Below are 20,916 nucleotides of genomic sequence, written 5' to 3' on the forward strand. Positions count from 1 at the left end.
GAATGAAACTAAGTAAACTTTATAGTAATCGCCCGTTTCACAATGTTACCTTTATCACTAAAAAAGGTGGGTTAAATGCTATTGTTGCTGATTCCCAAAAAGAAGATGGGACTGGAAACCAACACTGCGTTGGAAAGACTAAACTGGCAGATTTGGTTGATTTTATGCTTTTAAAAGGCGTTGATAAATCTTTTTTCTTTTACAAAGATTCGGCGAAAGAAAAGTTTTCTGGCTATGAATTTTACTTGGAAATTCTGTTGAATGATGGGCGTTATTTAATACTGAAAAGAAGTGTGGATACTCCTACGAAAATAGCCTTTAAACTAAATGAAAAATCAAAAGATGGGTACCCTTTAATCGATCAATTTGATGAAATTCTTGCGTTGGAAAAAGCAAAAGGTAAATTAAATGAACTCTTGAATTTTGATTTTTGTAAAGAAAATGATGAAGCATATCGGCGATTAATTAATTATTCGTTACGTACTCAGGGTGACTATGAGCCAAAAATGAATACGATTTTTCAATTAAGAAAGTTTACAAAAAACAAAGATAAAGATTGGAAACCGTTGCTTTTTAGTTTGCTAGGTTTTGATGGAAGATTACTAAAGCAAAAATATGAGTTAGAAGATTCTATAAAGGAAGATAATACTTCTATTAAAAATCAAGAAAAATCTTTTGGTATCAAAACCGAAGAAAAAGATTCATTGGTTGGTAAAATTCAGACCACTCAAATAGAGAGAGATAAACTCTCAAAAGAATTAGATAACCTAAATTTTTATCAAAAAGATAAAGAAACTATCAATACTTTAGTAGGTGAAATTGAGTACGAAATAGCACTTCTTAATACTCAATTATATCAGATTGAATACGAAATCCAAAAATTAAGCGATTCAATAAGAAATGAATTTTCTTTCGACTTAGAAAAAGTTAAAAACTTGTTTGAGGAGGTTGAAATACACTTTCCACAGCAGCTATCAAAATCGTATGAGCAATTGATAGACTTTAACCATCAGATTACCCAAGAACGAAATAGCCAAATTCGTCAAACGATTGATGAGAAAAAACAGCAGGAAAAAGATATTAATGCAAGACTGTCAGAATTAAATAGTAGAAAAAAAGCGTTCAGGGATATAATTCAAGATACTTCTCTATTCAAAAAATATGCAATTTATCAAAAGAATCTAGTAGAAATAGAACGAGAGTTAGTTCGTTTTCAGGCTCAACTAGAAGAAATAGATAAGATTGAAAAAAAGAAAACAGAAATCGAAGAAAAGCAAAAAGGAGATTTACAAGATGTAAAAGATAAACTGAAAGAAATTTTAGACAACACGGCCAATTGTACCTTGTACATGAGTATTAGAAGGAGTTTCTCTGAAATAGCAAAGGAAATTTTGAATGACAATGCGATTATCAAAATTGTTCCTAATAACACTTTTAATATTGATTTTAGACCTGAATTTCCTAATTCAGCCAAATCAGATGGTGCCACCTATTACAAAATACTTTGTGTTGCTTTTGATTTAGCAATTCTGATAAATTATCGAGATAAATCTCATTTTCGTTTTGTCTATCATGATGATGTTATTTCAGGCGATGATAATGGAGTAAAAAATAGACTCATTGAGTTATGCCGAAACATTTGTGAAAGACATGATATACAATATATTTTCTCTGCCATTAAAGATAATCTTCCTCCCAATATGAATCTTGAAAGTAGTATTATTTTGGAACTTAACGATAAAAATGATGAAGGGAAGTTATTTAAAATGAGTTTTTAGTTAACCTTATTGAGTAATTATCCTCTTAGTAGCTGCCTAAACTCACTCAATGACAGATTCATTAAGCTCGCCGCTTTGCTCAATGAAATGACCTCTTCGATAGCTGCTCGGTACAATAACTGTGAAAAACGCAAGGGGTTTCACTATATCGTACCGCCTATTTTGAGTCCAAACGCCCATCGATAATCTAACCGCTATCTCTTTCCCTGATTCTCCGACCAATCGTCTTCTTGATGATCTAGCGCTACAAACCTAGCCCTAAAACTATTAAAGCGTTTTGCGTGAGAAGTTGACGAAATAGATTATATTCGTCCAGCTAATTTCTGCGCTAGAAATTTCCTCCATTTGCCTCTGCTCTTTGACATTCTCTTTCTTTTTCAATGCGTTGACATTTTCCTTGTTGCGCCTCAAAACCTACTCCCTTAGGAGCTTAACCTTTACCTTACCCTACTATGAAAAATCTATTTCAACCTATTGTTTCGAATCAACCTGAACCCGGGCATCATGCCAGAAGTGTACTTACGATTGAAGAGTTTATCCGTTTATTGAAAGAAGAAGAGGATTATTGGGCACCTGAGCAAAACAATACCAAGCAAATGATCACTCGTTTGCGTAAAATCTTTTACGACCAATGGGGCTGGAATAGTGAACTGATACGCGGGGCGGCAGCGATAGAAAGCCGTTTTGAGACAGCTCTCCATGATTCTCCCGTGAATCATGGGAAAGAAGTTGTTCGGTATAAAAAACTGGTGTATATGCCCGTGTATCGAGTCGTGACTTATACCGACCACGACAAGATTTTTGGCGATACCCGAGCGGGAAAAGTGCCCTTTATTTACGAAGCTGATCATCAAGATGTGATGCTGCCCGAAGGGCATTTTTGTGACGTTGCCCACACCTTGGCGGGCTTGGATGCCATCAATTATAAGCAGGTGGTTAGCCCATTGCCTTCATTTTTGTCATTTCTTACTCCATTTGTTCCGCACGTTGACTCCAACGTGGATGTCGTGACATGGCTGGGCGACATCGCAAGTAGTTCGGCCGATTTTCTTTTCGATTACTTGAAAAACAACGGAAAATCGGTGAATGGCAACGATGCACAAGAAGTGATAAACGTAGATGCGTCGGCTTCGGATATGCTGGGGGATATGGATGCGTATGTGATTGCCCATCACTACGAGATTGGAAGTTCGAACGGGATGCGGTGTACCGAACTATTGACGGACTATTATCTCGGTGATAATGGCTACCGTGCACGGCGGTTTTCTACGTTTTGCTCCGTTATGGGGCTCGAAAAATGGAATGGACGGGAGTTTGCCAACGAAAAACAGTGGCTGGCGTATTATCGAAAGCAGCTACGAGACAGTACGTCTTTTGTGACGTATAGTGTCAACGAAAAGACACTTTCGGGCGTGTTGCTACCGCTTAAAATATGGTTTCATTGGTATGATGATGCTTTAAAACTAGATCTACTCCTGACTATCTTTTTGAATGCCCTTAAACATAACCTTACACTTGAAAAATAATGCTGTATGGAAACCTCCAAAAAAGTGCTGTGGATTATTACCTCGTTAGTGCTGCTTTTTCTTTTACCTTATCTCGGGGCTATTATTGCGTTTAATGGCGATTTTCCCCCCAATTTATTTACGTATCCAGCCATTGTTCCCCAAGCCAAATCGCATTTTAATGGGTATATATTTGCCATTATTTCTGTCTTTTTTGTGGCCATCGCGTTGTTGTATATGTACCCAAGGCTTTTTGGTTTTAAGCGAGTAGTGGTGTACGTTTCGGCCAAGAAAAAAGCTCCTTTGCCCCTTTGGTTTTGGATTTCGCTGGTGGTTTGGTGTGGGTGTCTCATTTTGTTGTGGGGAAAATTCCAAGGCATTCGTTGGTTTCTTAAATTCATCGATATTTTGCTTTGGTGGAGTTTTACGTTGATGATTGATGGAATCGTGTACGCCAGAAACAACAGACGGTCGTTGGTGACGATACGCCATCGAGAATTGGTTGGTGTTGCGTTTGCTTCGATTTTAGGGTGGATGTTTTTTGAGTATTTCAACTTCTTTGTGGATGACAATTGGTACTATCCTCAAGGAGGCCAACTACCGCCAGCGGAGTTTTTGAGTTACTCCATGCTCGCTTCTACGGCCGTCTTTCCTATTGCTTTCGAATGGTATAGTTTGTTCAATACGTTTGAGTCTTTTAAGGCAAAGTATTCCAAGGGAATAAAATTGGTGTTGCCCAAGTGGCTAAAAATGACGCTATTGGTGCTGAGCTTTGGGGTGATGTTTTCCATCAGTTTTTTCCCCGATACGCTTTTCTTTGCCGTGTGGCTGAGCCCGTTGATCATCTTAGCCATCTTGTTGTCCGAAATGAAAATATGGTCACCTTTTACGTCCATTAAAGACGGGAATTGGTCGCCACTTTTGCTGATTGCCCTTTCGTGGGTCGTTTCGGGCGTGTGTGTTGAGTGCTGGAACTACTTCAGTGCCGACCACGTCAATGGCCAAATAATCACCGAAAATACGCTTTATTGGGCCTACAGCGTGCCGTATGTAGATGCGTACCATTTGTTTGAAATGCCCATTTTAGGGTATTTGGGGTATTTGCCTTATGGGATATATGCAGGCGTGTGGTGGATAACTTTTGCCTTTTTACTCAATATTCCTACGCAGTTTTCGGAAGCGGGACATGACAATGTGTAAGCATTATTGGAGGGGAGACAATCGCATTAAACGATGCCATACGATGGAAATAATTGTACAACTACTTACGCAATGGGCAACGTTAGCCACCAGCAACACAAGCAGGCTGGTTGGTATTTTGTGCTTTTGCTGGGGAATGACCGTGTTAGGGCAAAACCCTGTTATCAATTGGGACGGAAAACAAAAGGTAGTCGATATTGCCGAGCAAGTGTTGATTTTGAAAGACACAAGTGGTCGTTTGAAAATAGAGGACGTTGCTTCGCCCCAATTTGCGGATAGGTTTACCTTATCAAAGCAGAAGGTGCTGAGTTTCAATGATGAAGATTATTATTGGGTGAAAGTCCAAGTTCGGAATGAAACCGCTACCCAAGTTTTGCTAGAAATAGCGCAGCCTATTTTGTCGAGGGTCGATTTTTATTACCAAGAACCTGCTACCCAAAAATGGCACGTAGTCCAAGAGGGGTTTATGACGCCCATTCAACAGAAAGCATATAAGCACCAATACCAGCTTTTTTTGTTGCCCCCAGCCGTCCAGACCTATTATTTACGCTTCCAGTCATTAGGACTTGCGGTGCCACTTCGGCTTTGGAATGAAAACGTATATGAGGAGAAAATAGGCACTCAACGCATCGTTTTGGGGGTTTTTACGGGAATCATGGGCTTTGTGGTTATCCTCAACCTCTTTTTCTTTTTTTCTCTTCAAAAAATAGCCTACGCACACTATGCGGTGCTGGTATTTATTTATTACCTGACGGCCTCCAACGTCGAAGGGTTTCTCTTGTATGTGCACCCCAAAGCAGATTTGTTTTATGGTATGTTCATTACTTCCATTTTCAATATGCCAATTGGAGTTTCTTTTGCTCTGCTCTTTTTGGACATCAAAAAAGTAAGTACTCGACTGTATAAAATTGGGTGGGGGCTCTTTGTTTATTATTTGACGTTTATCTTCTGGCATCGGTTTTTGTCGCCGCTTAGCCTTGCGTACGTGACCAACTTCCATGGCCTGATGGTGGTGTTAATTATGGCTACTTTTGGGATTCAGGCGGGCAGAAAAGGCAACCGAATCGGGTATTACTTTTTTGTTTCGTATTTACTGTTCTTCTTGTTGGCCGCGCTGGATACCAAAAGCAAATTGACAGGCACCCCAACGTACATTTTTGATTTGTCGTATGTGTCGTTAGGCTTTCTTACGGAGGCAATTACCCTTTCGTATTTGCTGACCAAACGTTTTGAATGGGAAGGCCAAGCCGTAGCGCAAGAAAGGCTAAAATCGCAGGAACTTCTGCTGGCACAAACGAGGGAAAATGAGCGGATTGTGCGCGAACAAAACGTCATCTTGGAGCAAAAAGTAGCCGAACGAACCCGTGAGTTGGTCATCGAAAAGAAAAAATCGGATGACTTACTTTTGAATATTTTGCCGTCAGACATCGCCGATGAGTTAAAAGCGACGGGAAGAGCCAAAGCCCGAAAGTACGAGTCAACGTCGGTACTTTTTGCTGATTTTAAAGACTTTACTGTATTCAGTCAAAACCAAAGTGCCGAAAAAGTAGTCGCCGAAATTGACCACTGCTTTAGGGCGTTTGATCGTATTGTCAAAAACTACGGACTCGAAAAGATTAAAACGATTGGGGATGCTTACATGTGTGCAGGGGGCTTGCCTACCCCTAGCGATCATCACGCCCAGAACATCGTGCAGGCAGCGTTGGAAATATGCGCTTTTATGAAGCAACTAAAAGCGGAAAAAATCAAGGCAGGAGAACTTTATTTTGAGGTGCGGGTAGGGATTTGTTCGGGGCCAGTGGTAGCGGGTATCGTTGGGATTAATAAATTTGCGTACGATATATGGGGAGATACCGTCAACACGGCTGCGCGAATGGAGCAGCACAGCGAACCAGGAAAAGTAAACGTGAGTGGTTCGACGTACGAATTGATTAAAGAGACGTATAATTGTATCCCAAGAGGAAAAATTGCTGCCAAAAATAAAGGCGAAATAGAGATGTATTTTGTGGAGTAGTCTTATTTCTAGCAGCACTTTAGAAACAAAAATAATTGATAAAAACCATTTCAAAACATGCTTAAACTTGGATTTGTGAGTGCCATCTTGGCCGATTTTGGGTACGAACACGTGATTGATTTTGCCGCCAATCATGGCTTTTCGTGTGTAGAAATGATGTGCTGGCCCTCCGATAATGCCGATGCGCGCCGCTATGCGGGGGTGGCGCACATCAACGCCGAGCGGGTGCTGACCGACAGCGCGTACGCCCAAAACTTGGTGTATTATGCCAAAGAAAAAGGAATTACGATTTCGGGCTTGGGCTATTATCCCAACCCCATGGACCCCGATGCCGAAAAGGCGGCTTATTTCCGTGAGCACATCAAAACCCTCATTAAGGCGGCGGCAAAGCTAGGTTTGCAGAATGTCAATACGTTTGTTGGGCGTGACCCGTCCAAAAATGTGACCGAAAACCTCAAGACGTTTGGCCAAGTGTGGCCCGAAATCATCAAGGTAGCCGAGGAACATAACGTGAAGATTGGTATCGAAAATTGCCCCATGTTTTTTACCAACGACGAATGGCCTGGAGGTAAAAACTTGGCCACGACGCCCGCGATTTGGGACCGAATGTTTGAAATTATTCCAAGTCCTATTTTAGGATTGAACTACGACCCGTCGCACATGATTTGGCAAATGATGGATGAAGCCAAGCCAATTTACGATTACAAAGACCGCTTGCACCATATCCACCTCAAAGACGCAAAAGTGTATAAAGATAAGCTCGACCGCGTAGGAATTATGGCCAATCCGCTCGAATACCATAGTCCAAAACTCCCAGGCTTAGGTGATGTCAATTGGCGAAAATTCTTTGCGGCCCTGACCGACGTGCGCTACCGTGGTCCTGTGTGTATTGAGGTAGAAGACAAGGCGTATGAAGGCAGTATCGAAGATGTGAAGTCCGCGATTTTGACCAGCCGAAACTATTTGCGCCAGTTTTTGGGTTAATAGTTGACTCCATCGTTATTTGGTGTTAACAACCACTCCATGAATCGCAACCTACAAGATGGGCTGAATTTTTTATCCAAACTCACGCGCAAGCGGGTTTGGAACGCCCTCAAAGTTATTTATAGTTTCTACGAGTCGAAGTCCACGGGCAAAGCTTTGCATCGTGGACTTCCGATGAGTATTTCGTTTGAACCTACGACGTCCTGCAATTTACGCTGCCCCGAATGCCCCAGCGGTTTGCGGTCGTTTACGCGGCCTACGGGAATGTTGGACGGTGATTTGTTCAAACGCACCATCGACGAACTAGCCGATACCCTTTTGTACCTCATTTTTTATTTTCAAGGGGAACCTTACTTGCATCCTAAGTTTTTGGAATTGGTCAGTTATGCCTCCAAAAAAGGGATTTATACCGCTACTTCCACCAATGCACATTACTTAACCGATGCAGCGGCCCGTCGCACGGTGGAAAGCGGCCTCGACCGTTTGATTGTGTCCATCGACGGCACAACGCAGGAGGTGTATCAGCAGTACCGAGTAGGAGGGAAGCTTGAAAAAGTGTTGGAAGGAACGCGTACCATCTTGAAATGGAAGAAGCAACTCCGTTCCAAAACGCCACACGTTGTTTTTCAGTTTTTGGTCGTGCGTCCCAACGAACACCAAATTGAAGATGCCAAACGCCTCGCAAAAGAAATTGGGGTGGATGAAATAGGCTTTAAAACCGCTCAAATTTACGAATACGAGCAAGGCGACCCGCTTATCCCGACGATTGATAAGTATTCTCGCTATGCCCAAAATACCGACGGCACCTACCGAATCAAAAATAGCCTCGACGGACATTGCTGGAAAATGTGGCATTCGTGCGTCATTACGTGGGATGGGAAAGTTGTCCCTTGCTGCTTCGATAAAGACGCTCATTATCGTCTTGGCGACGTGTCTGAAACTTCTTTTCAAACCCTTTGGCAAAGCAAAGCCTACACCGATTTTCGTCAAGCTCTGATTCGCTCCCGTTCTGAAATTGAAATGTGTAAAAATTGCACCGAAGGAACGCAGGTGTGGGCGTAAAAGCAAGGGGCAAATGAGCAAATACGGCAAAGGGCAATTAGTAAATAGGGCAAGGGGCAAATGAGGCAAAGGGCAATTTAGTAAATAGGGCAAGTGGCAAATGAGGCAAAGGGCAATTTAGTAAATAGGGCAAGCTTGCAATTTGCCCCTTGCAAACTTGCCCTTTGCAAACTTGCTTCTTATAAAAATCCCGTCACTTCTTTCCAGACGTTTTCCAGTACAGGAATGCCCTGTTGACTGTTTTTGAGTCGGGTTGCTAGTACTCGCTCGCTTGGGTAGCTTACGTGGCCTTGCTCTTTGATGGGAACGGAGGTTTTATAATCTTCAATAATGGCGTCAATGGTCGAAGAAATACTTGAAAAGTTGCTTAGTTTCGACAAATCGAGCGCAATAAAAATCTGAGAAGAAGCCATTTCGGCGGGCTTTTGCGTGATTTCGTGCGTGGCTAATCCATTGGCTAAAGTAGCGGCCAAGACATCCAACAAAAACGAAAGTCCAGCGCCTTTCCAAAAACCCACGGGCAACGACCGCCACGATTCCAAAATTTTGTCAGGTTCGTCGGTGAGGTTCCCGTCTTTATCGTATCCGCCTACTACGGAAAGTTTTTCATTTTTCATGACGGCCAATTCCATTGCTCCAAACGAATACTGCGACATGGCCATGTCGAGCACGATGGCTTCGTCGCCGTAGGGAGCGGCAAATACCAACGGATTGTTGCCTAGTTTGGGATTGGTGGCTCCCCATGCGGGCATGTTGGCAGTGGTATTGGTCCAGCCGATGAACGCAAAACCCGCTTTTGCTGCTTGCCAGCCGTACGCCCCACCGCGCATCCAGTGGTTGGTATTGGCCAACGCTACGCATCCGATCCCGTGTTTTTGGGCCAATTTCATGGCGCGTTCGGTAGCGAAAATGGCGTTGGAAGGCCCCGCTCCCAAATTCCCGTTCCACTGCTCAATGCCCCCAAAACGGTGAACTATCGTCGGTTTGGCGTCGGGAATCACATAACCGTTGCGAACGTATTGGATGAAGCGAGGGAAACGGTTGATGCCGTGGGTATAGATTCCGTCAACACTATTCTGCGTAAAAGTCATGGCACATTCTTCGGCTCTTTTTTTGGGGAATTGATGTTGCAAAAGAATCCGCTTGAGCGTTTTGTGCATTTTATCCGCAGGAATTGTGAGGAGTTTGGGAGTTGACATAAGTCTTCTTTTTCAGTTAGTTATACGTCTAAAATATGGCGACCTACTTCCCCAACACGTTCACTTGTTTCTTGGGTAATGTAGCGCTTTTGGTCAATTTGCTGAGGTTGGTCGCGGGTACAAAAATAACTGTGTATGCTGCGACGGTCGCGCTCGGTGAAGTTGGTCGTGCCCCCATGCCAAACGTGCGAATTAAAAATAAATACCGAACCCGCAGGCGCAATGATGCGAATTTCGTCGGGATGTTTGTCGTTGGGGTCGGCCATGGCTTCGTCGGGCAGGGCGCTGCCCTTGTGGGTTTTGGGAACGATGCGGGTGGAGCCGTTTTGTTCCGTAAAATCGTCCAACAACCAAATGCTGTTGCACACCTTAAAAGAGCCGTCGGCGACGGCATTGCGCCAATCGACGTGGAGTTTTTGGTGACCTTTCCCAGGCTTGGCGGCCCGATAATTGAGCGATGACAACTTAAATTCGTGCCCCAAAACGGCTTCAATTCCTGCCAATACCCGTGGGTGGGTGTAAAAAATGTCAAAATCGGAGCCTTTGTTGACCAAATCGGCCAAGCGGTCGGCACCTTCTTCTTTGGGATGGCGAATGTATTTGGAATCGGCTAATTCTGAGCCTGCATTTTCACCTTCGTTGTTCATCAACTCCGCGAGTCGGTCGTTGACTTGTTTTACTTGTTCGGGGGTAAGTAACTGCCCTAAGTTAAGGTAACCGTTGGTGTCCAAAAACTCAATTTCTTCCTTGGTAAGCATTGTTTACTGTCGTTAAAAGCAGCGTTTATAAAATAGTAGAAACCAAAATACGACTATTTCTACTGCACGGTGAAGCGGGTTGCTCCCAACCCGCCTTTTGTGCTGAATGGTCAGGGTATGAGTACCCTGACGCACGGTGAAGCGGGTTGCTCCCAACCCGCCTTTTGTGCTGAATGGCCAGGGTATGAGTACCCTGACGCACTGTGAAGCGGGTTGCTCCCAACCCGCCTTTTGCGTCGAATGGTCAGGGTATGAGTACCCTGACGCACTGTGAAGCTGGTTGCTCTCAACCCGCCTTTTGCGTCGAATGGTCAGGGTATGAGTACCCTGACGCACGGTGAAGCGGGTTGCTCCCAACCCGCCTTTTGTGCTGAATGGTCAGGGTATGAGTACCCTGACGCACGCTATTCTCCCCCCAATGGGTTAGGTGTAGTGATGTTGGCACCGAAAAACAACGCGTTGAAAAACATCTTTTCGGTCCCGTACCAAATTCCACGGAAACTGGGGTTGTCGGAGAAAAGAATGACGCGTCCGCTTCCCTCTGGAGCTATAACAACGGCGGCAGAACTGCTAATTTTTTTCAACGATTGAGGATGTACATAGCCCGTCAAATAGGGTTTGTCGGAATATTGAACCACCGTATTGTAAGGACTAGCAGAAGGCTCTAAAAAGGTGTTATTGTTTCGGTAAAGGGCAATTTTGCGGTTTTTGTAGCCGAAGCCAATGGGGTGCGTAATGTCCAAATCAGCCTCAAAAATGGCTCCTCCTGTATTTTTTGAGCCTTCCGAAGCGACGGCATCTTCGTAGTTAATACGCCCGCGTTTGGCCAGTGCTGTCGAATCGGCCTTGGTGTTTGTCCGTAATTTCTCTTTGACAATGTCGCTGCGAATCGCCCATTCGGAAGCCGTTTTAAGGGTTACGAGCGTACCGCCGTTGGCTACCCATTGCTTGATTTTAGGCGCGAGCGCACGGTCGTATTGTCCCGAAACCAGCACAATGACGTTGTACTTGCTGAGGTTGAGTCGTGGAAGCATCCCGACATCGACTTTAGTAATAGGCATTCCTACGTGCGTATCGAGCCAATACCACACTTCGCCTACTTCGTTGCCATTTACCCCCTGACCCACCGCAATGAGCGCTTCGGGTTTGGTTACTTTTTGGAAGGTGTTACTTCCCAAATCGACCCCCATTTGGCTATAACCCGTCGGTACACCTACAAACGAAACGCCTGCTTCTTGGCCAGCCGCTTTGATGGCTTCGTAAAGGGCATCGGGCGAAAGGTTTTGGGTTTCAACGGGCACCATCAACGCCCCGTGGCTGTACGATTTGTCCCCAATCTTAAATGATTTGGTGGCAACTTTGACCAAAATACCTTGACTTACCAAACGATATAGCGCTTTGGTCGCCATAAAATCGGAGTAGTCGAGCAAGTAAGCGTAGGGTGATTTGGTAGGAATAGTTACCGTCGATTGCATAAATTCTTGGCCAATGCGCGCTCCCTTTGCAATTGGTGTACGAACCTCGCCTTGGGCTAATCCAAACGCTAACGGTAAGTTCCACGCCGAAGCGTCATAAAAAAGGCTGTCGGCAAATTTGGTAGGTTTCTCAAACACACTTTGCACGAGGCGGTACTGGGGCTGAGCAGTGGGAACAAAGAGCGCTTTCCCCTTTTCATACACCTTTCCGTCGATGGTGAGGTTGTCGGTCAATTGATAACATTCGATGTGGTGGTGCAACAGCGTTTGCGTAAAACGGCGTAGGCGCGTTGCGTCCACACTTTCGCCTACTACATAGCCTTTGATGGGGTTTTTGTTGCCTTCTGAAATGGCCGAAGCAAAAAATTCACGTTGGAATTTGAGCAAATTTGGGCGCTCGTCCACGGCAGCTTGGCAGGTCGCCAAGGCGCAAACGAGTTGGTTGCGTATCGTAAACGCGAAGGTAACGGGGCCGTTGGGGCTGTCTTGTACAAAACCCCGCGAGCTTGCCTGTTCAAACAACAACCCCAGTCCACCTTCCATGTCGGGGTAGCTGGAGCCGTAGCCTGGGTACAAGTTATCAAACGACTCTTTGGTATAATAAAACGACCCAATGGCGTTCAAGGCTTTTTCGTAGTATTTGGCAAATTTCCCGTTGAGGGTTTTATAAACGTACTGCGGCACGAGTGGGTTTTCGGCGTTTTCTTTGGTGGGTTCAAAGAAAAAAGTGGCGTTAGTACCCATTTCGTGGTGGTCGGTGACGACGTTGGGGAGCCATTGGTGGTAAAACTTCAAGCGGTTCTGGCTTTCGACGTGGACGGCCAAGTACCAGTCGCGGTTGAGGTCAAACCAGTAGTGGTTTGTGCGGCCGCCAGGCCATACTTCGAGGTGTTCGCGGTCGTTGTTGTCGGATACCAGAGGGGTACCACGGTGTTGGTTGACCCAACTCACAAAACGGTCGCGCCCGTCGGGGTTGAGCACGGGTTCAATCAAGACCACCGATTCGTCCAACATCTTTTTGGCGTCTTCGTCTTCACAGGCGGCGAAATAATAAGCCGCCAAAATCATGGCTTCTCCTCCCGACGTTTCATTGCCGTGAACGTTGGCCCCGAGCTGAACAAAAACGGGCATTTTGGCTACGTCAGGCATGGCCGTGTTGGGGTCGGTGAGTTTTAAGTGCTCGTTTTGTAATTCGGGCAACTTGGCCATGTTGGCGGGCGACGAAAAAAATACGACCAAGTGCGGGCGTTTTTCGTAGGTTTCTCCAATAACTTTCACCTGCACGCGCTCCGACAGGCGGTCGAGTTCGTACATGTAAGCCACCAAGCGGTCGTAACGGGTTTGGTAATCGCCAATCGCGTGCCCCAAAAACTGTTCGGGGGTGGGTATCGAAGGATTAAATTTTTTGTTGGGGAAAAAGTAACCGTTTTGGGCATGAAGGCACAGGGTCACGCCCATAAAAAAGGCAAGAAAAAGTTGTCTCATACGAGTAAGTAAATGGTTTGAAGTGAAGTTAGAAGGGCAATAGACAAATATACGTATTTCAGGTTATTGAAAACTTTTTTAAATAAAACTGATAAAACAGTTGTATAACTGAAAAATCAGGTGTAAGTTTGAGGCATGGAAGAACTAACACGCACAGAAGAGCGCATCATGCAAATCATTTGGGATTTGGAACGATGCTTTGTCAAAGACATTATTGAGCGACTCGACGACGAGCCTAAGCCACCTTACAACACGATTTCATCGGTCGTTCGTATTTTGGAGAAAAAAGGGTTTGTTGGGTTTAAAGCCTACGGAAAGACGTACGAATACTTTCCTATTATCCCCAAAGAGTCGTACGGAAAACAAACCTTTCACAAGGTATTAGCCAATTATTTTGATAATTCACCCGCTAGTTTATTGTCGTTTATGGTCAATGACAAAACGTTGGACGCGGCTGAAATAGAACGACTTCGCCAATTTATAAACAACCAGTAAGATGCTGCTCTTGCTCTATTTGCTCAAAGTGTCGGCCTGCCTGGGGCTGTTTTATGGGTTGTACTATTTGGTATTTCGACGATTTACCTTTCATCGTCTCAACCGAATTTACCTGCTGCTGACTTTAGGGTTGAGTTTTATGATTCCGTGGGTAGAAATAGAGCAAAAGCGAATTGTGGACGTCGTTCCCGTAGCGCAAGAACCTGTCACTTCACCACAAAGTGAGGTTTTTGAGCAAAGTGCCCAATCGTTGGATGTGAAGTCTAGTGGCTTGATTAGTAGTGAATTAAATAAAAATGAGCCTGTCCCTGAAAAGAAGCATTGGTTAGCGATGCTGACGTGGGAACAAGGGAGTATAGGGGGGTACGTTATAGGTCTTTTGGTGTCTTTGGTTGTGTTGACCCGACGACTTTGGAAAATTGCACTTTTGAGTAAAAAACGCCAAAATGACGTCAGTAAAGATTGGGTAGAAGTATCGGAACCCTTTACTGCCGCGTCGTTTTTTGGGGTTGTTTTTATGAATTCGCAGGCGTTGACCGAAGAAGAAACACAGCAAGTGTTGTTGCACGAGCAAATGCACGCTCGGCTGTTTCATTCCGTAGATGTGCTGCTGATTGAGCTATGTAAAGTGATTTTATGGTTTAATCCCGCCATATATTTCTATAAAAAATCGCTTGCTGAAATCCATGAATATGAGGTAGATGCGCAGCTAGCAGCTCGCTTTGATGCCAAAACTTACGCTTATTTGATTTTGAAATTGGCGACCCAATCGTCACATTCTCTGGTTCATTCTTTTGGAAAACATCCCGTCACAAATCGTATTCATTTTTTATTTCAAAAACCAACTTCTGCCATGAAAAAACTATTGTATGCTTTTGGATTACCGCTGGGAGTAGCGGGAGTCTTGGCCTTTGCGCCGCGTAAAGAAGTGCTTGTGTATAACGAACTACCAGCAACGACTACCCCCAAAGAAGTACCCGCGAAAACGTATCCTTTGAGAGTTCATGATAAACATGTTTGGTGGTATTTTAAGCAACAAAATATGGAATCAATGGAGGCTTTCGGTGAAAGTAATCTGACATTGAATGACTTGTGTATGCTGGAATCAGGCGGGGTATATTACGTTGTGAATCCTAATTCCATGAATCTCAAAGATATTGCTGAAGTCAATCGGTTGATTGGTAATCGGTGGAAGGTAAAAGTTGAAGTGCTAGAACATTCTTTTGATTCGAATGGTAAACTAGATAAAATTAGTTTAGCCGTTAAAAATCTAAAAACCAACCAATCTACCAAGCCTGAAGCGATTGATATGGTCAAAGCCAGAGAATTGGGTAAACAAGGTGGTTATTTGGAGATTAGTATAAGAAATCCATATTGGAAACCACAGATAGCGTTGATTTATGGTGACAAATCTCTCAAAATCAGCCAATGTACTAAGAATGCTAAGGAGCATGAGGCGGGTGGAGTAGCTGGGGAGATGTCAATGTTAAAACTTAGCCAAGACCAAATTAAATACACGGTCTATCCTGACAAAATTTCTATTCCAACTCTTCAAAAAGTACAAAGGTATTTCAAAGAAGCAGGGTTTGAATTGAAAATTAGAGATGAAAAATATACAAAAGAGGGAGAACTGGCTTCGCTGACGTTGGACCTGTACAACGAAAATGGAGGAATCGCGTTTTATGAAGTGGTATTGGATGATCTGCGACATGTTGTTTCTTGGAATAATGATAAGGGGAAAAAAGACAGATTTGATGAAGCGCTGATACTTGAGATAGATAAGATAACAGGCGAAGCAAATATTGAAATCGGTTCAGACTGGACTGAGTCTATGAAAAAGCATGGGCGTTTAGAACCTTTTGAACCTCAAAAAACAGCTCAAGACGAACGCCTTCCTGATGAAAATTCATATACAGAATTCAATAAGATTGTGCAGGAAATGCGCTCAAAGGATATTTTCTTCAAACGAGTTGAGATTACATCAAAAACAGACGGGATAAAAGAGATGTTGATTTTTGCCCGTGGGGGCGAGGGGACTGCCGCAACGGGTTTGGTTATTGGGATGGGCAAATCTCCGATTTATTATTTGGATGGTATGAAGGTGCAAGAGGAAGTTGTGAAGTCGCTAAAGCCATCTTACATAAAAAAAGTGGATATACTCGAACCTGAGTACAATCGATACCCTGCTTTTGTAAAGAAACACAAGTTAGATGTGAAAAATGAAAAAATTGTGTGGATGGAAAGAAAGGCGTTTGATTTCAAAAAAGTCCCAGCTCCCAAGCTTCATCGGTCAACGAAAAAATTTCGAAAAGAAATTGATAAGCTGTTATCTCAACAATCATAGTAGGTTGAACGCATTAAAATATAAAGCCCTATTCATTTTGACGGATACGACGGGGGAATTGCGTTAAAAACGACCCGCTAAAAATTACTTTTAAGGGCAAAATAGGCCAAAATGAGCGTTTTTTCCTACATTTGGGTAAGTTACACTTTTTCTTAACCCAAACTATGAAAAAAACGCTCTACACCGTAGTGCTTTTGGTGGGATTAGGCATGGTTAGTTTTGCCCAATCCAAAAAAGCGCCCAAACTTACCCCCGAACAAGCCCGCCTCGAAAAACTCAAACAAGAGGCTGTGGCTGGCGTTGAGAAACGCGCAGAATTGGGGCAGCAAATCAACGATATGCTCTTCAGTTTTTCGGAACTTGGTTTCCAAGAATTTGAAAGTTCGCGTTATCTGACTGAATTGTTGCAAAAAAATGGCTTCACCATCGAACGTGGTATTGCCAACATGCCCACCGCGTGGCTCGCCAAATGGGGCAGTGGAAAACCCATCATCGCCATTGGCTCGGATGTGGACTGTATTCCTAAAGCGTCCCAAAAACCTGGAGTAGCCTACCAAGACCCCATCGTGACGGGCGCACCTGGCCACGGCGAAGGGCACAACTCGGGACAAGCCCTCAATATCATTTCGGCGTTGGCGGTCAAAGACATCATGGAGCGGGAAAAAATCCCAGGCACGTTGGTGTTGTGGCCTGGCGTAGCCGAAGAGTTGGTAGGAGCGAAGGCATTTTACATTCGCGATGGCTATTTCAAGGACGTGGATGCGTGTATTTTTACGCACGTGGGCGATAATTTAGGCGTTGGCTACGGCGATGCAGGAAACAACGGCCTTGTTTCGGTTCGTTTCAATTTTGAAGGCGCGGCGGCGCACGCGGCGGGAGCCCCGTGGCGCGGTCGGAGTGCGTTGGATGCGGTCGAATTGATGAACGTCGGCTGGAATTTTCGACGCGAACACTTAGAGGTAACGCAGCGCTCGCACTACGTGATTTCGGACGGAGGCGACCAACCCAACGTGGTGCCTTCCAAAGCGGCGGTTTGGTATTATTTCCGCGAACGTACCTATCCTAAAATCAAAAAATTGTTCGACATCGGGGTGAAAGTTGCAGAAGGTGCGGCCTTGATGACCGATACTAAATTTACCTACGAAATTTTGGGATCAGCTTGGCCTGGGCACTTCAACAAGCCGATTGCCGAGGCCATGTACCAAAACATCAAAAAAGTAGGATTACCTACGTGGTCAGAAGAAGATCAAATGCTGGCCAAAGCTTCGCAAAAAGAATTGCAAGCGCCTAAAATTTCGGGGTTAGCGACCAAACTAGATACCATTAGCTTGCCAGTGGCTTCGGCGCCTACTCGTATGATGGGCGGGCAAATGATGTCGATTGGAGGAGGGTCTGACGACATTGCGGATATTTCGTGGTCGTTGCCCACCATCGTGCTGCGGTATCCTTCCAATATACCTGGCTTGCCAGGTCACCACTGGGCCAATGCCATTTCAATGGCGACGCCTATCGCGCACAAAGGCGTTGTGTATGGTGCAAAAGCGGAGGCTATGACGCTGATAGACATGCTGTTGAAGCCAGAAATCATCAAAGAAGCGTGGGAGTATTACCGCAACGACCAAACCAAAGAGCAGAAGTACGAACCACTTATTTCGCCCAAAGAAGTCCCTGCAGTGTATTTGAATCGCAACATCATGGAGAAGTTCAAACCTGAGTTGTCGAAGTATTATTATGACCCCACAAAATACAAAACGTATTTGGAGCAATTGGGCATCAAATACCCGACGCTACGTGATGACCAGAAGGAAGATTTGAAAAAAATGAAAGAAAGTGAAAAATAATTGAAAACGATTCCAACCTTTTCCTCAGTAGGTGCGTCTTTAGGGTGGTAGCTACCTATTAACGCTGACATTCCCGTTTGAATATAAAGACATCTATTGGGGTAAACAATAGAAATTAGTGAAAAAGAGCGTGACCCATGGCCACGCTCTTTTTGCTTTACAACAAGTACATTCCGTCGTCTTTTAGCTCAATTTTACGCTCTTTGAGCAATCCGCCCACGGCTTTTTTGAAGTCTTTTTTTGACATTCCGAAGGTTTTATAAATCAACTCGGGAGCTGATTTGTCCGTAAAAGGTAAAAATCCTTGAGCTTCTTGGAGTTGGGTGTAGAGGTCACTTTTACTGCCTTCGATGCGGTTGTACGACTGCTCTACCAGTGCCAAATCAATCTTCTGGTCTTCCCTGATTTTCTTAATGTACCCCACCGTAGGCTTGCCTAATTCGATGTTTTTGAATACCTCATCGCGGTACAAAACCCCCAAATGCCGCTGATTGATAAGGGCTTTGATCCCCATGTCGGTGTATTCGTAGGGCAAAATATCGACTTGCATCCCTTCCGAAAGTTCCGAAATATCTTCCTCCAAAAAGCGTTCAATTTTGGCCGAACCCACAATACGGTCGGTTTTGGTATCGAGGTGGATAAAAATCAAGAAGCTTTTACCCAAGAGCATGTTATCCCGTTGTTGTTTGAACGGAATAAAAAGGTCTTTAGGGAGTCCCCAATCCATAAAAACGCCCAACGAAGTGACCATCGTGACCGTCAAATACACAAACTCGCCTACGGTTCCGTAGGGCTCAAGTGTGGTACCAATGGCACGGTCTTCGGAGTCGCGATAGATAAAGACATCCAAAAAATCCCCGATTTGTATATCGGCTGGAACGTACTGTTTGGGGACCAAAATCTCATCTTCAAATCCATCGAGATAAATCCCAAAATCCAACTGCTTAATGACTTTCAAGCGGTTGTATTGTCCCATTCGCAAACGACGATTTCCCATATTTATAGTTACTTTTTCTAGTTTTTTTGTTATTCTGAGGCACTACGGAGCCGCTCGTGCGGTAATTTACTGGCTTTCTCGTCGGGTTGTGAGCAACCCTCTTCACGTTGGCGCCCTTCTTACATTCGACGTTCTGCATCGCTCGGGCGCCCCCGTCTGTACTCGACATTCGCAGGCTCGTCGGGTTGTGAGCAACCCTCTTCACACTAGCAACCCTCTTCACGAGAGCAATTCTCCACACATTCGACATCGCTCGGGCGACCCCGTCTGCACTCGACCCTCGACACTCCCTATTACAGTTCTTCGATTTTCAAAATATGATTAGGATTGGGACAAAGTTGCAAAAACTTTTCCCGTTCTGCCAATGAACACACACCAGGGAAGTCGCCTTTGAGGCCAAGCATAGCTGTCATCAGCTGAAAATGAAGGTGAGGCGGCCAATCGCCGTTGATAGGGTAATTGCCAAAACTCGCAAAACGTTCCCCTTCTTCAATGACCTTGCCTTCGTACAATCCCCACAAGGACTCTTCGCTGAGGTGGCCGTACAACGAATAAAAGGTCGTTCCTTCAAGTTGATGTTCCAAAATAATCGTTGGGCCGTAGTCGCCAAAGTTAGCATTATTAGCAAAACTATGCACCTTGCCGTCGAGTGGGGCAAAGACGGGTGTACCCGCCGACGCCCAAATGTCAATGCCCAAATGAATACAACGCGGCTCGTCGGTTTGTTGGAAATGCGCACTGCGGCGGTAAATCGTGCGGTGTTCGTTATAGCCACCTACGCCTACCACCACTTTGGCTTGTTGCAGCTTTCCAAAAACATAGCCCGAAAAAGCTTCACTGTTTTGCAAATCGACGGTGGCTAGGTCGGGATTGTTGTCCGTAAAATCAAGCACAAGGTAGTTGCCTTTTGACCACTGAAAAGGAACCACAGGCGCAAAGTCATGACGAAGAAGTAGTTGCTCAATCAAAACACGTTAAAATTACGATGGTTGACAAAAAGAATTGACACAACAAAAGTAGTAATAACCCCTCGACATCCTTATACAGTTTTAAACCTTTATATCCATAACAAAGATGAAAAAAACGGTTAGTCTTGTCGCACTACTCTTTTTGGCGACGGCTGGGTTTGCCCAAAAAGCAAAAACAGGAAAATGGATTTCACTTTTTGACGGAAAATCGTTGGCAGGCTGGAAAGTAGGCGAAAATGCGAGTTCGTTCAAAGTCGAAGACGGCGCTATTGTGGTCAATGGCCCGCGCGGTCACTTGTTTTACGACGGCGAAATCAACGGCCACGACTTCAAAAATTTTGAATACAAGGCCCAAGTAATGACCTTCCCAAGTGCCAATTCTGGTATGTACATTCATACTAAGTACCAAGAAAAAGGCTGGCCTTCCAAAGGATACGAAATTCAAGTAAATAACTCACATACCGACTGGCGCCGTACAGGAAGTGTTTATGGCGTGCAAGATTTGAAAGATGTGTTTGTCAACGACAACGAATGGTACACCGAGCACATCATCGTGGAAGGCAAGCGTATTCGGGTCAAAATCAATGACAAAACAGTGATTGACTATACCGAACCTGAGGAAGTAGGACAAAAAATTACGGAAGGCCGTAAAATCAGCAACGGTACTTTTGCCCTCCAAGCCCACGACCCCAAAAGCAAAGTGATGTACAAAGACATCATGGTAAAGATACTGCCAGATTAATGTTTGATTGGTTAAATTTTCTTAAATCCTTTTTGAAAACGCATTGAGCAGAAACTTATGCTAACTTTG

15 protein-coding genes are annotated in these 20,916 nt (G+C 44.5%); 10 read left to right on the plus strand and 5 right to left on the minus strand.

Translation table 11 applies throughout. The features are described 5' to 3' along the window. The first annotated feature begins 2 nt into the window (after positions 1-2). The 6 genes from FHS57_RS03055 (at position 3) to FHS57_RS03080 (ending at position 8,543) form a co-directional block, all read left to right on the plus strand. Positions 3-1,778, plus strand: coding sequence for a DUF2326 domain-containing protein (locus tag FHS57_RS03055; RefSeq protein WP_183971382.1), 1,776 nt, complete (start codon positions 3-5; stop codon positions 1,776-1,778). Between the two features lie 452 nt (positions 1,779-2,230). Further along, positions 2,231-3,304, plus strand: coding sequence for a hypothetical protein (locus FHS57_RS03060; RefSeq protein WP_183971384.1), 1,074 nt, complete (start codon positions 2,231-2,233; stop codon positions 3,302-3,304). Positions 3,305-3,310: 6 nt separating this feature from the next. Next, positions 3,311-4,483 carry a hypothetical protein gene (locus FHS57_RS03065; protein WP_183971389.1) on the plus strand — a complete coding sequence of 391 codons (1,173 nt, stop codon included), beginning with the start codon at positions 3,311-3,313 and terminating at the stop codon, positions 4,481-4,483. 43 nt (positions 4,484-4,526) lie between these two features. Continuing rightward, positions 4,527-6,497: an adenylate/guanylate cyclase domain-containing protein gene (locus FHS57_RS03070; RefSeq protein ID WP_183971391.1), complete on the plus strand. Its 1,971-nt coding sequence runs from the start codon at positions 4,527-4,529 to the stop codon at positions 6,495-6,497. Positions 6,498-6,554: 57 nt separating this feature from the next. Then, positions 6,555-7,481: a sugar phosphate isomerase/epimerase family protein gene (locus tag FHS57_RS03075; RefSeq protein ID WP_183971393.1), complete on the plus strand. Its 927-nt coding sequence runs from the start codon at positions 6,555-6,557 to the stop codon at positions 7,479-7,481. A gap of 39 nt (positions 7,482-7,520) precedes the next feature. After that, entirely contained in the window at positions 7,521-8,543 is a 1,023-nt protein-coding gene (locus FHS57_RS03080) for a radical SAM/SPASM domain-containing protein (RefSeq protein ID WP_183971395.1), read from the plus strand. Between the two features lie 179 nt (positions 8,544-8,722). Here the strand turns inward: FHS57_RS03080 and yiaK are convergent, their stop codons facing one another. From yiaK to FHS57_RS03095, 3 genes are all read right to left on the minus strand, one after another. Then, positions 8,723-9,742 (minus strand): 3-dehydro-L-gulonate 2-dehydrogenase, encoded by a 1,020-nt coding sequence (yiaK, locus tag FHS57_RS03085; protein ID WP_183971397.1) that lies wholly within the window; start codon positions 9,740-9,742, stop codon positions 8,723-8,725. A gap of 20 nt (positions 9,743-9,762) precedes the next feature. Further along, positions 9,763-10,500 (minus strand): phytanoyl-CoA dioxygenase family protein, encoded by a 738-nt coding sequence (locus FHS57_RS03090; RefSeq protein ID WP_183971399.1) that lies wholly within the window; start codon positions 10,498-10,500, stop codon positions 9,763-9,765. Positions 10,501-10,904: 404 nt separating this feature from the next. After that, complete coding sequence (locus tag FHS57_RS03095; RefSeq protein WP_183971401.1) at positions 10,905-13,460, minus strand: M14 family zinc carboxypeptidase; 2,556 nt, start codon at positions 13,458-13,460, stop codon at positions 10,905-10,907. A 135-nt stretch (positions 13,461-13,595) separates the two neighbouring features. Between FHS57_RS03095 and FHS57_RS03100 the strand changes: the two genes are divergently transcribed. The 3 genes from FHS57_RS03100 to FHS57_RS03110 all read left to right on the plus strand — a co-directional run bounded on the left by FHS57_RS03100 (position 13,596) and on the right by FHS57_RS03110 (position 18,140). Next, positions 13,596-13,955 (plus strand): BlaI/MecI/CopY family transcriptional regulator, encoded by a 360-nt coding sequence (locus FHS57_RS03100; protein WP_028526247.1) that lies wholly within the window; start codon positions 13,596-13,598, stop codon positions 13,953-13,955. A 256-nt stretch (positions 13,956-14,211) separates the two neighbouring features. Next, positions 14,212-16,299 carry a M56 family metallopeptidase gene (locus FHS57_RS03105; protein WP_183971402.1) on the plus strand — a complete coding sequence of 696 codons (2,088 nt, stop codon included), beginning with the start codon at positions 14,212-14,214 and terminating at the stop codon, positions 16,297-16,299. A gap of 164 nt (positions 16,300-16,463) precedes the next feature. Continuing rightward, positions 16,464-18,140: an amidohydrolase gene (locus FHS57_RS03110; protein ID WP_183971403.1), complete on the plus strand. Its 1,677-nt coding sequence runs from the start codon at positions 16,464-16,466 to the stop codon at positions 18,138-18,140. Between the two features lie 157 nt (positions 18,141-18,297). Here the strand turns inward: FHS57_RS03110 and FHS57_RS03115 are convergent, their stop codons facing one another. Together FHS57_RS03115 and FHS57_RS03120 are read right to left on the minus strand one after the other, a co-directional pair. Further along, the gene (locus FHS57_RS03115; protein WP_183971404.1) at positions 18,298-19,137 is read right to left on the minus strand and encodes a CvfB family protein; all 840 of its coding nucleotides are present in this window, start codon (positions 19,135-19,137) and stop codon (positions 18,298-18,300) included. Between the two features lie 293 nt (positions 19,138-19,430). After that, entirely contained in the window at positions 19,431-20,105 is a 675-nt protein-coding gene (locus FHS57_RS03120; protein WP_183971405.1) for a peptidoglycan DD-metalloendopeptidase family protein, read from the minus strand. A 106-nt stretch (positions 20,106-20,211) separates the two neighbouring features. Here FHS57_RS03120 and FHS57_RS03125 point away from each other — a divergent pair, with 106 nt between their 5' ends. Then, on the plus strand, positions 20,212-20,847 hold the full coding sequence (locus FHS57_RS03125) for a 3-keto-disaccharide hydrolase (RefSeq protein ID WP_183971406.1): 636 nt from the start codon (positions 20,212-20,214) through the stop codon (positions 20,845-20,847). Positions 20,848-20,916 lie beyond the last annotated feature (69 nt).

This window comes from Runella defluvii (assembly GCF_014195535.1).
GTDB lineage: Bacteria > Bacteroidota > Bacteroidia > Cytophagales > Spirosomataceae > Runella > Runella defluvii.

Coding starts and splice junctions, on each gene's coding strand:
- FHS57_RS03070 (WP_183971391.1), top strand. CDS start 4,527: ATGGAAATAATTGTACAACTACTTACGCAATGGGCAACGTTAGCCACC.
- FHS57_RS03125 (WP_183971406.1), top strand. CDS start 20,212: ATGAAAAAAACGGTTAGTCTTGTCGCACTACTCTTTTTGGCGACGGCT.
- yiaK (WP_183971397.1), bottom strand. CDS start 9,742: ATGTCAACTCCCAAACTCCTCACAATTCCTGCGGATAAAATGCACAAA.
- FHS57_RS03090 (WP_183971399.1), bottom strand. CDS start 10,500: ATGCTTACCAAGGAAGAAATTGAGTTTTTGGACACCAACGGTTACCTT.
- FHS57_RS03100 (WP_028526247.1), top strand. CDS start 13,596: ATGGAAGAACTAACACGCACAGAAGAGCGCATCATGCAAATCATTTGG.
- FHS57_RS03060 (WP_183971384.1), top strand. CDS start 2,231: ATGAAAAATCTATTTCAACCTATTGTTTCGAATCAACCTGAACCCGGG.
- FHS57_RS03080 (WP_183971395.1), top strand. CDS start 7,521: ATGAATCGCAACCTACAAGATGGGCTGAATTTTTTATCCAAACTCACG.
- FHS57_RS03110 (WP_183971403.1), top strand. CDS start 16,464: ATGAAAAAAACGCTCTACACCGTAGTGCTTTTGGTGGGATTAGGCATG.
- FHS57_RS03055 (WP_183971382.1), top strand. CDS start 3: ATGAAACTAAGTAAACTTTATAGTAATCGCCCGTTTCACAATGTTACC.
- FHS57_RS03115 (WP_183971404.1), bottom strand. CDS start 19,137: ATGGGAAATCGTCGTTTGCGAATGGGACAATACAACCGCTTGAAAGTC.
- FHS57_RS03075 (WP_183971393.1), top strand. CDS start 6,555: ATGCTTAAACTTGGATTTGTGAGTGCCATCTTGGCCGATTTTGGGTAC.
- FHS57_RS03065 (WP_183971389.1), top strand. CDS start 3,311: ATGGAAACCTCCAAAAAAGTGCTGTGGATTATTACCTCGTTAGTGCTG.
- FHS57_RS03095 (WP_183971401.1), bottom strand. CDS start 13,460: ATGAGACAACTTTTTCTTGCCTTTTTTATGGGCGTGACCCTGTGCCTT.